The following is a 13,078-nucleotide window of genomic DNA, read 5'->3' as shown; positions in this document are numbered from 1 at the left end:
GCGGCTGCGGCTAGCGGCAGGCGGCTTCCTCGGGCAGGAGCTCCACGTCCATGTAGGGTTTACGCAGCTTGGTGAAGGTGCAGTCCTTGATGATGGTTTCCAGCGTGGCGTTCATGCGGCCGAGCAGTTCGCCGCTGTCCTTGCGGGCAATCCAGCTCGAGCCCGCTTCGCCGCCACCGGTCCACAAGTCGCCGCCCGCGAATTTCCAGCCTTTGCCCTGGGGCTTGGACAGGAACTCGTTGGTCCAGCTGATCTTGGGGCCCAGGCTCATGTCCAGCCGTCCGTTGGCAAGGTCAAGCCGGATCTGGTCGGGGTTGTCGTAGAACACGATCTGCACCGCGTTGCGGAACGTCTCGGACACGTATTTGGCTTGCGCCGAACCGCGTTGCAGGCCGATGCGCGCGCCCTTGAGCCCTTCGGGTGTGAAGGTGTAGTGCTTCGCTTCCGGCACCACGTAAGAGTCCGGATTGAACAGCACCGGACGGCCGAACAGCACCTTTTCCTTGCGTTCCGGCAGCGGCTTGGTCTGGCTGACCACGGCATCCAGTTTTTTCTGTAGCAGCGCGGGAATCAGGGCCTTGAAGTCCATGACGACGATTTCGCAATCGACCTTCATCCGTTTGCATGTCTCGCGCGCCAGGTCGGGTTCGAAGCCCGTCAGGCGGCCCGAGGGATCGACCATGCTGAACGGGGGATAACTTCCCTCGTTGCCAAGCACCAGCTTTTCGGCATGGGCCGGCGCCAGGACGAATAACGAGGCGCTTGCGAGTGTCAGCGCCGTGATGGTTTTGTGCAGATGCATCTTTTTCCCCTTGTTTATTGGTTCTCCGCCGTGGCGAAGTGCTTACACGACGTCTTTACATCGTGTCGGCCTTGTTCAGGTTTCCGTTGAACAGCGACCCGTAGCCGGGCTTGGCGCCTGCCGCGCCGGTGAGTTCCAGGCAGTGCCAGAACGAGGCCTGGATGGCCGAGATCACCGGCTTGCCGAGTTTCTGTTCCAGCGCCTCGATGGCCCCGACAGTCCGGAAATTGGTGCACGACACGAAGATGGCTGTGGCATCCGGGTGGTCGACCGACATCACGTGGTCATAGACTTTTTCAAGCGAGACCTCGGCCAGCGCGTGATCATCCGAGATGCCCAGGCAGGCGCTTCTGACGACCTCGTGGCCGTTTTCCTGCAGGAAGCGGATGGCGCGTTCGTGGATCTCGGGCAGATAAGGCGTGGCCAGCGCAACCTTGCCGGCCTTCACCTTCTTCAACGCCGCGAGCGTGGCGGTGGACGCCGTGGTGATCTTCGGCCCCGGCACCCATTGCCGCAGCTTCTGGATGAGCGCCTGGTCGTAGGCGGTGCCGTGCAGAAACGAAGCGCTGGTGCCGCCGAACAGCAGCACGTCGATAGGGGCCGCGCCCGCCAGGCGAGCCGCCTGCTCCAGCTCCGGGGCGTTCATCATTTCCTCGATGCCCTGCACGGTGACCTTGGGCAGCTTGATGCGTGCGGTATGAGTGGAAACCCCCGGCGCGGACATGGCCCACATCTCTTCTTCCATCACGACACTGGAGGCGATGTAGATCAGACCGATGCGGGCAAGGTCGCCCGAGCCGTCGTAGCGGAATTGGGGATAGGCAGCGGGTGGGGGCATTGAGGCGGTGTTCATCCGGTTTCCCTGCAAAGAGAGGTTGCTTCGGCTAGCGAAAACCAATGATGAGAGACGCGATCCGAGCGACCAAGTCGCCTTTTCCGTTGGCATGAATAGATTTTCCTGATGGCCGGACGAGCCGCCCCGATGCATGGCGAAGGTGCATCGCTGCAGGCGCCGCCCGCGTCAGGATTTCCGAGACGGGACGCCGGAAAAAACAAATAGGCGGCCGCCCGGCTTGGGCCGACCATCAGCGGGCAGGTCAAGGCCTTATGCGACGCCGCTTGCCAGGCTGGCGCGAGAGGCCCCGGATAAACCCTAATAAAGAGTCGAGCCATGAAGCACAAGCGCATACGCACCTTCAATACCAAGGCAACCTACCCGGAACAGAAACTCGACAACGATCTGTGCCAGGCCGTCGTCGCGCGCGGCAGCACGGTCTTTCTGCGCGGGCAGATCGGCCAGAACCTGGACACGTCCGAGAGCGTCTGCATCGGCGATGCCTCGGGTCAGGCGGAGCAGGCGATGAAGAACATCGACATGCTGCTCAAGGAAGCCGGCGGCGAACTGCAAGACATCTGCAAGATCACGATCTATCTCATTGATCCCCGTTATCGCGAGGCGGTCTATCTTGTGGTCGGCAAGTGGCTCAAGGGCGTGTTCCCCGTGTCCACGGGTATCGTGGTGTCGGCATTGGCGCGCCCCGAATGGCTGGTGGAAATCGACGCGACTGCTGTTATTCCGGATTGACGCCACAGGAGGCCCCGTCATGACTTTCTCGATCATTGCCCGTTGTCCGGCCACCGGCCAATTCGGCGCGGCCGTATCATCGTCGTCGCCCGCGGTCGCGGCGCGTTGCGTCCGGGCGCGTGCAGGCGTGGGCGCGGCGGTCAGCCAGAACATCACCGACCCCGCCCTGGGGCCGCTCATCCTTGATGCGATGAGCCAGGGCCATTCGCCCGAGCGCGCGCTGCAGTCGCTGGCCGAACGTCCGTTCATCAGCTACCGGCAGCTGATGGCCATCGACGCCACGCAGGCGCCGGCCATCTTCACCGGGTCGAACGCGCTCGGCCGTCTGGCCAGTGCAAAGGGTGAGCACGCCGCGTGCGCCGGCAATATGCTGGCGTCGCTAGATGTGCCCGCCGCCATGCTGTCGGCGTTCGAGAAGACGCCGGGTTCGCTGGCCGAACGCCTGATGCAGGCCATGCTGGCGGGGCAGGCGGCGGGCGGCGAAGAGGGGCCGGTGCATTCGGCCGGGCTGCTGGTGGTGGCGGAACTGGATTGGCCTATCGTCGACCTGCGCATGGACTGGGTGGAGCAATGCCCCGTCGAGACGCTTTACGAGGCCTGGAAGATCTACGAGCCGCAGATACAGGACTACATTACCCGCGCCCGGGACCCGCGCGCCGCGCCAAGCTTCGGCGTGCCCGGCAATCTGTGACAGGCGGTGGCAGGCGCCGAGTGCGAGAAAACCCGAGGAGCGTCCAGCCCGCTGTCCGGGCATAGTGGGACACTTTTTCCTCGGTGCGGCGCATGCCGGCGCCGGGCCATGGTGGCGGCCCGCCAGCCGGAACGCCACCTCCCTCCAGCCCGCTCCAGTTTTCTCACTTCGGACTATGCTCAATCGCATTTCGCTGCGCCAGATGGAGTACTTCGTTGCCACCGCCAAGCATGGCAGTATCGCCGCGGCATCCAGCCAGATCCACATTTCGGCGCCTTCGATTTCGGCCGCCATCGCACATGTTGAAACCGAGCTGGACGTGCAGTTGTTCGTCCGGCATCCGTCCAAGGGCTTGGCCCTGACGGTGCTCGGCCAACAGGTCATGAGCGAATGCGAAGATCTGCTCGAGCGCGCGTCGCGCCTCTACAAGATCGCGTCCGTCTCCAGCAACACCATCCAGGGCACTTTGCGCGTGGGCTGCTTCCAGTCGCTTACGGCCATGATCGCGCCCGAGGTGATCTTTGGATTCGCGCGTGCGTTCGACAAGGTCGAGCTGCACATGGTCGAAGGMGACCAGCAGTTGTTGATCGACAAGCTGCATACGCTGGAGATCGACGTTGCGCTGAGCTACGACCTGAGGCTGGGCGACGAGATATCGTTCGAGGCGCTGGCGCGTTTGCCGCCGCATGTGGTGGTGAGCGAACTGCATCCGCTTTCGCAGCAGATCGCGGTGACGCTGGAGGAGCTGGCCCGCCTGCCCATGGTGCTGCTGGACCTGCCTTTGAGCCGTGACTACTTCATGTCCCTGTTCGCGAAGGTCGGGCTGGAGCCGAACATCGTGGCGCGTTCGCGTTCCGAGGAAGTGGTGCGGTCCATGGTGGCCAACGGGATCGGCTATGCCTTGTTCAACGTGCGGCCGAAGTCCACCCAAGCGCTGGATGGCAAGCGGCTGGTGCGGCTGCGCCTGGTGGGTGAACACCGCCCCATGCTGCTGGGCCTGACGACCTACAAGCCGATGAAGCCGTCGCGCCTGACCGAGGTGTTCATGCAGCGCTGCCGCTCCTATATCTCAGATCAATACATTCCCGGCATGAGCGAAGGCAGCTTCTTCGATCCTTACGTACTTCCCGAAAACGTACTTCCCGAAAACGTGCTTTCCAAAACCGTGCTTCCCAAAACCGTGCTTCCCAAAACCGTGCTTCCCAAAAACAAATGAACGGACGGCGCGCCTGAGCGCCTTCCGCCTACTAGCAGGCCCACGCCATGAGCAAACCCACTCCGGACAACAGTCCCGACCTATTGCGCGAATTGCTCGCGTTCCCATCTGTCACGCTGACGCCGAACATCGAACTCATCGAGCGTGTGCGGGAGTTGCTGGCGCAGGCCGGCATCGCGTCCACGCTGGTGGCGGACCCGCAGGACGCTGGGCGGAGCAACCTGTACGCGTCCGTTGGCCCGCAGGATGTGCCCGGCATCCTGCTGTCGGGCCACACCGATGTGGTCCCCGTGACGGGCCAGCCCTGGACCTCGCCGCCTTTCGAGGCAACCCTGCGCGATGGGCGCATCTATGGGCGCGGCAGCGCGGACATGAAGGGCTTCGTCGCCTGCGCCGTGATGGCCATGATCCGCGCGGCCCGCCAGCCGCTTGCGCGCCCCTTGCATCTGGCGCTGTCGTTCGACGAGGAAATCGGCTGCGTGGGCGTGCGCCATATGCTGCGCGCGCTGGAACATATGGAACCGGCTCCGCTGCTCTGCGTCGTGGGTGAGCCCACGCTGATGAAGATTGGCACCGGCAACAAGGGCAAGGCGGCCTACCGGGCCTTGTGCTGCGGCCAGGCGGGCCACTCCGGGCTGGCGCCGCATTTCGTCAATGCCATCCACACGGCCAGCGATCTGATCAGCGCCCTGCGCGATGTGCAGCGCGACCTGGCCGAACACGGCCCGCGCGAATCCGGCTATGACGTGCCGTACACGACCGTGCACGCGGGCACCATCAAGGGCGGCACGGCGCTGAACATCGTGCCCGCGGAATGCGAAGTCAATTTCGAGATCCGCAACGTCGCGCAGGATGACCCCAACCAGATCCTTGAGCGGGTGCTGGCGCTCACCAGGACGAAAATGCGTGCCGCGGACGCCCGGCCCGATGCCGAGCCACCCCGGGTCACGACCGTCAACACCTATCCCGGCCTGTCCACGGCAGACGACTCGGAGGCCGTCGCGCTGCTGGCCTCGTGGCTGCCGCCGGACACGCCACGCGTCAAAGCCGCTTTCGGCACCGAGGGCGGGCTGTTCCAGCAGCTGTGGGCGCAGACGTCGGTGCTGATCTGCGGACCGGGCAGCATCGAAGTGGCGCACAAGGCCGACGAGTACGTCGAGCTGTCGCAGCTGGAGGCGTGCGACGCCATGATGGAAAAGTTGACGCAGTATCTGATGGCCTAGGGCGGGCGGGCATCCGGGTCATTGCGGCGTTTCGGACGCCTTCAGGAACCGCTGTCCCGCTGCTATGCTTGGCTGACTGGTCGCCACGCCGCAGTGCCGGGCCATGGCGACAGCCAAACCGCAACCTAGGAGCATCGACATGAAGCTATCCAAACGCGCGTTGTTGACAGGGCTGGCGCTATCCGCGTTGTTGGCAGTGGCCCCCGCGGCCATGGCGCATCACGGTTGGTCATGGGCAGAATCCGAACAGATGACCTTGAAAGGCACGGTCGAGCAGGTGCAGGTCGCGCCTCCCCATCCGACGTTGAGGGTGCGAGCCGATGACGGTGTCTGGGTGGTCGAACTGGGCAATCCCACCCAGACGAAGGAAGCGGGATTCGTCGAGGATTCCGCCAAACCGGGCGATGCCATCACCGCCATTGGCAACCGCGACCAGGACGCCGGCAACAAGCGCATGAAGGCTGTCCAGATCATGGTGGGCGGCAAGACCTACGACATCTATCCCAGCCGCATCAAGAAACCCTGAATTCCACAGCCTTTATCCATGCCCGAACTGCTTCGGCTGGCCCTGGAACAGCTTACGGCCCTGCCGCCAGCGCTGTGGCTGCGACGGTCCGGAACCCTCTATCTTCTKGTCAACGCCGCCCATATCGGCGCCATCGGCTTGTTGATCGGTTCGATCGTTCCGCTGGACCTGCGGCTGCTCGGCGTCCTCAAGCCCACTTCCTTGGCGCTCCTGGCGCCTGTGCTCGCGCGCACGGCCGCGGTTGGCCTTGCGCTGGCCATACTGTCCGGCGCCATACTGTTCACCGTGCGGGCGCAGGAATACCTGCAGAACCCGGCATTTGTCGTGAAGATGGGCTTGTTGGGCGCGGGCGCAATCAACGCCTGGCTCGTGCGCCGGGGCGGGGCATGGGGGGAAGTATTACAGGGAGGCCGCCCATCCAGCGCGCTGCGCTGCCAGGCCGCGTTCTCGCTGCTGCTATGGACCGGCTGCCTGGTAGCGGGCAGATGGATCGGGTTTCTGTAGCCCGCCTTTCGTCAAGACATCAATTTGATCAGGTAGGCGTCTGCGACGCTGGCCACCGCATTCAAGGTGGCGTCATCAGCCGAGCATTGCCAGAAACCTGGATGCCTTCGCCGCGTTGCGGGCCGATGTCGACGCGAATGCGGCAGGGGACACCCATGTCATCGCCTTGATCGATCCGGATGCTGCCCTCATGAGGCCAGCCCATATCGCGCAAATAGCCGCCCAGCGCGGCGGCGGCGGCGCCGGTGGCCGGGTCTTCGAACACCCCGCCCAATGGGAACGGATTGCGCACATGAAAATGTTGGTCCTGTTCCGCATGGATCAGGCAAAAGGTCGTCAGGCTTTCACGCTGGGCCAAGGCCTGGCCTTTGACGATGTCGTAGTCCATCTGGCGTAGCGCGTCGCGGGATTGCAAAGCCAGAACCAAATGGTCCGCCCCTGCATGCGCTAGCGCAGGCGGTATCCGACGGTCAAGATCCTCTTCCCGCAGCGCGAAGAGCTGCAGGGTTTCTTCGAGCAGCGCCGACCGCACGGCGCAACTTTTGGTGGCAGGCGACCGAAACGACGCGCTCCAGTCCGCCTTCGAGTAGCGCCCATCAACGGTGATCGTCGCCCGATTCAGTTGAAGCCTGAAGGTGCCCGAACCCTGCCGCTTCGCCAACGCCGCGCCAAGTGCGATCGTGGCATGGCCACAAAAATCCACCTCGACAAGCGGTGAAAAGTAGCGCACCCGCCAGCCGTATTCCTGCGGCGCGGCGAAGACGGTTTCCGAATAGCCGACCTGCCGGGCGATACGTTGCATTTCGTCCGCTGCGGGCAGCGATTCGCCAATGACCACGCCTGCGGGATTGCCGCCGGAGGACGCGGCCGAGAATGCCGCGATGTGCTCAACGTCCATTTTTATCCTTTGTGTCACACGCCACCCTCGCGCCATGCGCTGACGGCGTCAGGCCTGAGCGTGTATGGGTTCGAAGGAAGCAATCAGGTCAATTTCGACTTTTGCGCCATTGATCGCCAGTTGGGATACGACCGTCGAACGGGTCGGCCGGTGCTGCCCAAATGACTTGCCGAAGGCTTGGTCGAACGCGGCGAAGTCCGCTTTTTCTGTCACCCAGGCGTTTGCTTTCACCACGTTTTCAAGCCCTAGCCCATGTTTGGTGAGAACGGCGGCATGGTGCGCCAGGATCAGGGACGTTTGGGCAGCCACGTCTCCGTGAATCTCGCCCTTGTCATCGAATGCCAATTGGCCGGACAGAAACAGCAGGGAACCGGTGCGCAGCGCGGTTGAGAGGTGAGGCATGAAGTCTTCCTTTATCTTGGTGTGGTGTGAATAAAGAAATTTTCACGCGAATGACTGGCTCGCCGCCATAGCCGCTGATTGCAGGTCATTGCTGCACTGAATGCAGCGATGGAAAACGGCGTTACTACGTTGGCGCGCCGCCGGACCAGGGGAGATGGCGAAAAAGGTCCGTGATCCATTCGGCAAACGCTTCGGTCCTGGCTGGCGCATAGCGGCGCGAGGGACGGACCAGATAGATGCCTCCCTCCCTGTCGAACGTCCATGCCGGAAGCACTCGCACCAAAGAACCTGCCGCCAAGTCACGGGCCACCAGCCACTCTCCGGCGCCTATCACCCCAACGCCCGCCCGGGCGGCCTCAAGCAGCGCGATCGGGTCGTTGGTGCGCAATGTGCCGTTGGCACGCACCGTTTCTACCCGCTGTCCATCCGAAAGCCGCCACATCGGAAACGAGTTCAGGCTGGGGTTGCCGAGGCAGTTTTGCTTTTGCAGATCGGAGGGCTGATTCGGCATGCCATGGCGCTCAATGAATTCAGGCGAGGCGGCAAGAATGCGTTCATGGCTTGCCAGCTTTCTGGCGACGAGTTGGCTGTCGGGCAAATGCCCGATCCGAATTGCCGCATCGAAGCCGCCCTCGATCAAGTCGATGACGGCGTCGCTGTATTGGGCGTCAAGCACAAGCTTCGGGTGCTGGTTCATGAAAGAGGGCAGGCGAGGCGCCAACCACTGACGCCCCATCGTCGCGGGTAAAGCGACTTTCAGGGTGCCGTGCAATTCGCTGGCTTGTTCGGCCGCATCTAACTGCGCTTCGTTCAGCAGGTCCATGGCAACCTTGAGCTTGTCGGCAAGCCTTTTCCCAGCCTCGGTTAACTGCACTTGCCTGGTGGAGCGTTCCACCAACCTTACGCCAAGGCGAACTTCCAACGAAGCGATTCGCTTGGAGATAATGGTCGGATGCCGACCCAGTGATCGACCTGCGGATGCGAAGGAACGTTCCGCGGCCACCGCCAGCAAGGCCGCGATTTCGTCGATGTGGCGACTTTCCAATTCGGTCATTCTAAAAGCTACAAATTTGTAGGGCAGGTAAAACGGGAACGGGGCGCGGTCCCGCATCTAGCGGCCGTGTGAGCGCGGCGATGCTTCGACGCTCACCGACAGCGTTCAGCGTGCCGACATGCACCACGCAGGCATATGCTCAGATGTGGCGGCGCAGCCCGGGTTTGAATGACATTGCCCAGTGTGAACGGCCTGGTTCCAATAGAGGCGGAGCCGACTTGGATAAGTGTCGCATGCGGCGCCAGTTGGAGGCTCCATTTTATCGCCGCAGCCCAGAATTAAGCTCGTCGAACCGCGATAGGCGGAGCACGCCCGACAGCCCGTAGGGGCTGGCGTTGGCGTTCTGAACGGTTGGACTCGTCTTGATTATCGCGGACATAGCACACGTGCCTGGTCGGCTCTTCCCTTCTGATACGTGCGGGTCGCGGATGAGCTACGACCGCTTCTGGCTGTGAGGACGCTCGAGGACGTCCGCTGCCGACCCGAAGACCGTTAGGCCAACGCCTCGTTTGGAAATGTCGAGCCGACTCCGATGCTGGCGCTATCTGGAGGCGCCAGAAATCGCAGATTGCGCGCCCTGCGACGTTAAATCGGGAGGGGCGGTGGACAGCAAGCCCAGGTCGCCGAATACAGCGCGCACGATTTTCATGCGCGCAGCGGCATCCTGGCTTTTCTTAACGTCAATGTTGAGCGCGAAATAGAAAACCTCTCCCTGCCGTTCCAGATAGCCTACAAGCCAGCCCGTTTGCGGCGCGCCTGGTTCACCAAGCCCGGCCCATCCCGTCTTGCCACTCAGACGGTAGTCAGGTGTCTGTTCCAGGACGAGCATGTCTTTGGTCATCTGCACCGTCCGCTCGGCCAAGCCGAATTGATTGACATAGAACCGCCGCAAGAATTCCACCTGCTCGTTCGCGGAAATTCTGAGCGAACCGGTTAGCCAAAATTGATCTATGCCTCCAGAAATGTTCCGGTTGCCGTAGTCAAAGCGGTCGACATAAGCCTGCATACGTTCCGCGCCAATGCGCCTGGCGATTTCCTGGTAGTACCAGACCGCGGAGTTTTGTAGCGCCGATTCAAGCGTATGGTTTTGCGCCCATGCCGCCGGCCACCATGGCTGGCGAGGCGCGCGTTTACTGTCCCACTCGATTACGAAGTCCTTGCTTTTCGCTTCACCTGTTTCCAATGCAATGAGCGAATTGGGAATTTTGTAGGTGGACGCTGGCAGATACCGTTGAGCGGCCCTGACCTCGTCATAGCGCCGAAACTCTCCGGTCTGTCCGTCAAGAAGGACGAACGTGCCCTCTACTTGCTGCTCATGAAATCTCGCACCTATATCGACCACGGGCAGTTCGGCCTGAGCAGCTGCCGATCCGAGCAACGTCATTAGCAGCGGCAAGGCTGCTTTGGCAAACCGACGAAATTTTGACTTCATGTTCTCTCCTTGATTGTCATGCGGGATACATGCGGGCGCCAGAATATGCGTGTGTCTCAAGAGCGCCAATCAAGTTGCCGTAACCTCTGTAACATGGCGGAATGACTCGGCAAATCCAAATCGATTTAGGCCGTCCACTTCTTGTGGACGGAATGCCTGCGCGGTATCAGTCGGTTTGGCTGCTGCTAAGAGTCTGGTACGCGCAGCAAACAGGTGAGGTGTCAGTGCCCGGGTCGTCATTGCAGGCCCGATACCCGGGGAACTCCAACCTTCGCATGCTTGTTTCCCGCGCTTTTCGTGATTTCGCAACGTGGGGGGTGGAGGTGGGGTGGGGAAATTCCATTGACCTGCCCCCTGCGCTGCTCAATGCATCACGCCGCAGCCAGGGACCATTCTGGATGACGCGAGCGCAGGCAGATAGGGTGCTGTGCCGCCACGGCTCGGAGCCCGCAAGCCTGGACTTCTTAGCGAACTTTCTTGGCCTGAGGGGGCATGTATCCCCGCGCGCAGACCTTCTGCAATACGTGACCCAGGATGGGGACTACTGGAATCACCTGACCCAGGCCATGCGGCTCGCGCGAGATGGCATGGCGACGACGGGTATGAGTTGGGCTGCGAGTTATCGGGCCGCTGACCGAACGGCACTGGACGACTTTCAGCGAGCGTTGGCCATACTCAAAGAGAGTCTCGCATGGCGTCGTCACGGTAACGTAAGGCGCAGCGAGGCCGCGTTAAACAGGCTGGGGCGTATTCTCCAGTCAGAAGGCGTCGGCCCTTCCATGCCGACCTTGTCGGCAATGGCGTCGGTCGCCTCGGCCTGGAATAGCTATGCGCGCGGAGATATCAGGCAATCGCATGCCGGACTGGACCGTCTAGTGGCGGACCAGTTTCTGGCGCCTGTCATTCGCTACAACCCCCGCGTGCGCTTCGAATACCTGAATTTGCGTGCCTTGCTGCACAAAGGCAGCGCTCTCGAGGACAAGAGTGCTGATCGAGTCTTGAGAATGAATGAGGCGGAGAAGGCGATTTGCGCCTTGTCAGAAGCACTGCAGGCCGCTTACGAGGCGGACTCTGTCGAGGCCGCTCAGGATGTGGCGGCAAACATCGGATGGACGTTGTGGTTATTTTGGCAACAGCGGCTGCTTGCTGTACTCAACGACCAGGACGTTCATACGGTGCAAGGATTATCGCTACGCTGGCTGGGGCTATCGGAATGGATATGCGACCGCTTTGGCGTCGGCGGCAGTTCTGCCTGGAATACCGTGTTCGTACTCCGCATCGCTCGTGGCAGCTGTGATGACAGAAGCGGAGACTTGAAGCGCTTTCAAGCGCAGTCGCCCCTTCCTTTGGGCAAAATGTTAGAGGCAGTCAAGCCGTTCCAAGCGGCCTTTTCGCGTGCCAAGGGCTACGAAGACTGGTCGAATGTCGCGGCCTTCACGCTTGAGGAAAATGACGCAGGCCGAGTTTTCTACGGGGCGCATCAAGTGGCTAACTTGCTGCTTGAATTCGTTTGGTATCGCACCCATAGCGAGGGGCTGAGCCACCAAGTTTTCGCTGCGGTGGAGCGGTTTGCACACGTCGTGCAAGGTTTGGGTTCGGGGCAACGACGCTTTTTCAGGGAAAGCCTCAAAGCCTTGCCTGAGCCGCTCCAGATAGCCGCAAAGGATGCTGGGGCCTCACGCGACGCCGATTCGACAACGCTCCCACGGCAATGCAGTCAGGCGGACGGAGGCTAAACGACAACGCCGCCGGACTGCCCCGACGCGAATTCCGACCAGCACGTTTGCGTGAACGTATACAACGCGTCTTGTGCCGTCAGCGGCGTGCGCCCGGCCAAGCGCGCCAGCACGTAGTGGCCTTGGCGTTGCCGGTCGGGCGCAATGGGCACTTCCACCAGATGGCCCGCGGCCTGCTCGCGCCGCGTCACGCAGATCACGCCTAGCAGTAGCGTGTCAGTGTGCAGGGCAAGCCTTACCAGCGCGTCCAGATTTTCGCAGCGCGTGGTCACCATGGTTTCGGGCGCGCCGCCCGGCCCCAGCGTTTCGGCCAGCCGCAACGACACCTCGGGGCTGAGCGTGCTGGAGGCCACCGGGTACTGCCTGATCTGATCAATGCCCACGCGCTTGTGCGCCAGAATCGGATGCCCTTTGCGGCACACCATGCCCGCGCGCAAAGGCGCCAGCGGACGCGTGTCGATATCGGCGGCGTCGTACAGCATGCGCGCGTCGCACACCATGGCGTCGATGCGTTCGGCGCGCAGCATGTCCAGCAACGTGGCGGTGGCGCCAAGTTCGACGCCTACGCGCACGTGTGGGTGGTTGGCGGCCATGTGCGTGAGGAATGGGGAGAGCAACAAGGAGGCCGGCGTGGGACTTAGTCCTATATTCAGCGTGCCCGACTCGCCGCTGTGCAAGGTTTTGAGCTCACGTTGCAGCTCGGCCTCTTCGAATCGCATGCGGCGCGCACGTTCCGCGACGCAAGCGCCGTAGGGCGTCAGGCGCACTTGGCGCGTGCCGCGGTCCAAGAGCGGCAGGCCCAATTCGGCTTCCAGCGCCTGGATGCTGCGGCTGAGCGCGGGTTGCGACAGGTTCACTTTTTCTGCCGCGCGCGAAAACGTGCCGTGTTCCACAACGGCGAGCAGGTGTTTAAGTTTCTGAAAGTCCATGTCAGAAAAGCATCAATGCTATGAAATAAATGCATTGGAATTATAGTTTGCGGCTCCGTATGATGGCCCGCAGACGGTGT

Annotated in this window: 14 protein-coding genes; 7 read left to right on the top strand and 7 right to left on the bottom strand. The window is 62.1% G+C overall.

Annotated features, from left to right (window positions below; translation table 11 throughout):
* Positions 1 to 10: 10 nt before the first annotated feature.
* Positions 11 to 802 carry a transporter substrate-binding domain-containing protein gene (locus tag AC1DB0_RS12225; protein WP_476756958.1) on the bottom strand — a complete coding sequence of 264 codons (792 nt, stop codon included), beginning with the start codon at positions 800 to 802 and terminating at the stop codon, positions 11 to 13.
* A 55-nt stretch (positions 803 to 857) separates the two neighbouring features.
* The gene (locus AC1DB0_RS12220) at positions 858 to 1,655 is read right to left on the bottom strand and encodes a maleate cis-trans isomerase family protein (RefSeq protein ID WP_342067766.1); all 798 of its coding nucleotides are present in this window, start codon (positions 1,653 to 1,655) and stop codon (positions 858 to 860) included.
* Positions 1,656 to 1,973: 318 nt separating this feature from the next.
* Between AC1DB0_RS12220 and AC1DB0_RS12215 the strand changes: the two genes are divergently transcribed.
* The 6 genes from AC1DB0_RS12215 (at position 1,974) to AC1DB0_RS12190 (ending at position 6,547) form a co-directional block, all read left to right on the top strand.
* Positions 1,974 to 2,387 (top strand): RidA family protein, encoded by a 414-nt coding sequence (locus AC1DB0_RS12215; RefSeq protein ID WP_054426203.1) that lies wholly within the window; start codon positions 1,974 to 1,976, stop codon positions 2,385 to 2,387.
* 19 nt (positions 2,388 to 2,406) lie between these two features.
* On the top strand, positions 2,407 to 3,078 hold the full coding sequence (locus tag AC1DB0_RS12210; RefSeq protein WP_346553072.1) for a DUF1028 domain-containing protein: 672 nt from the start codon (positions 2,407 to 2,409) through the stop codon (positions 3,076 to 3,078).
* A gap of 175 nt (positions 3,079 to 3,253) precedes the next feature.
* On the top strand, positions 3,254 to 4,294 hold the full coding sequence (locus AC1DB0_RS12205) for a LysR substrate-binding domain-containing protein (RefSeq protein WP_476756957.1): 1,041 nt from the start codon (positions 3,254 to 3,256) through the stop codon (positions 4,292 to 4,294).
* A gap of 47 nt (positions 4,295 to 4,341) precedes the next feature.
* Complete coding sequence (argE, locus tag AC1DB0_RS12200) at positions 4,342 to 5,517, top strand: acetylornithine deacetylase (protein ID WP_476758671.1); 1,176 nt, start codon at positions 4,342 to 4,344, stop codon at positions 5,515 to 5,517.
* Positions 5,518 to 5,656: 139 nt separating this feature from the next.
* Entirely contained in the window at positions 5,657 to 6,043 is a 387-nt protein-coding gene (locus AC1DB0_RS12195; RefSeq protein ID WP_054426198.1) for a DUF6152 family protein, read from the top strand.
* Between the two features lie 18 nt (positions 6,044 to 6,061).
* Positions 6,062 to 6,547, top strand: a complete 486-nt coding sequence (locus tag AC1DB0_RS12190; protein ID WP_476756955.1) for a DUF6644 family protein — start codon at positions 6,062 to 6,064, stop codon at positions 6,545 to 6,547.
* Positions 6,548 to 6,608: 61 nt separating this feature from the next.
* On the opposite strand, the gene AC1DB0_RS12185 is transcribed toward AC1DB0_RS12190, so the two are convergent.
* The 4 genes from AC1DB0_RS12185 to blaOXA all read right to left on the bottom strand — a co-directional run bounded on the left by AC1DB0_RS12185 (position 6,609) and on the right by blaOXA (position 10,333).
* Entirely contained in the window at positions 6,609 to 7,445 is an 837-nt protein-coding gene (locus tag AC1DB0_RS12185) for a PhzF family phenazine biosynthesis protein (RefSeq protein ID WP_476756954.1), read from the bottom strand.
* Between the two features lie 48 nt (positions 7,446 to 7,493).
* On the bottom strand, positions 7,494 to 7,847 hold the full coding sequence (locus tag AC1DB0_RS12180; protein ID WP_175169954.1) for a RidA family protein: 354 nt from the start codon (positions 7,845 to 7,847) through the stop codon (positions 7,494 to 7,496).
* 124 nt (positions 7,848 to 7,971) lie between these two features.
* Positions 7,972 to 8,901, bottom strand: coding sequence for a LysR family transcriptional regulator (locus AC1DB0_RS12175; protein WP_175169955.1), 930 nt, complete (start codon positions 8,899 to 8,901; stop codon positions 7,972 to 7,974).
* 541 nt (positions 8,902 to 9,442) lie between these two features.
* Positions 9,443 to 10,333: a class D beta-lactamase gene (gene blaOXA, locus AC1DB0_RS12170; RefSeq protein WP_427945254.1), complete on the bottom strand. Its 891-nt coding sequence runs from the start codon at positions 10,331 to 10,333 to the stop codon at positions 9,443 to 9,445.
* 275 nt (positions 10,334 to 10,608) lie between these two features.
* On the opposite strand from blaOXA, the gene AC1DB0_RS12165 reads away from it, so the two are divergent.
* A complete protein-coding gene (locus AC1DB0_RS12165; protein ID WP_476756953.1) occupies positions 10,609 to 12,069 on the top strand; it encodes a hypothetical protein in 1,461 nt (486 codons plus the stop codon).
* Here AC1DB0_RS12165 and AC1DB0_RS12160 read toward each other — a convergent pair.
* Positions 12,066 to 12,998 carry a LysR family transcriptional regulator gene (locus AC1DB0_RS12160; protein ID WP_476756952.1) on the bottom strand — a complete coding sequence of 311 codons (933 nt, stop codon included), beginning with the start codon at positions 12,996 to 12,998 and terminating at the stop codon, positions 12,066 to 12,068. The genes AC1DB0_RS12165 and AC1DB0_RS12160 overlap by 4 nt on opposite strands.
* Positions 12,999 to 13,078 lie beyond the last annotated feature (80 nt).

Source organism: Achromobacter sp. 10T422, from assembly GCF_056394065.1.
This window is presented reverse-complemented; position numbering and strand designations above follow the sequence as displayed.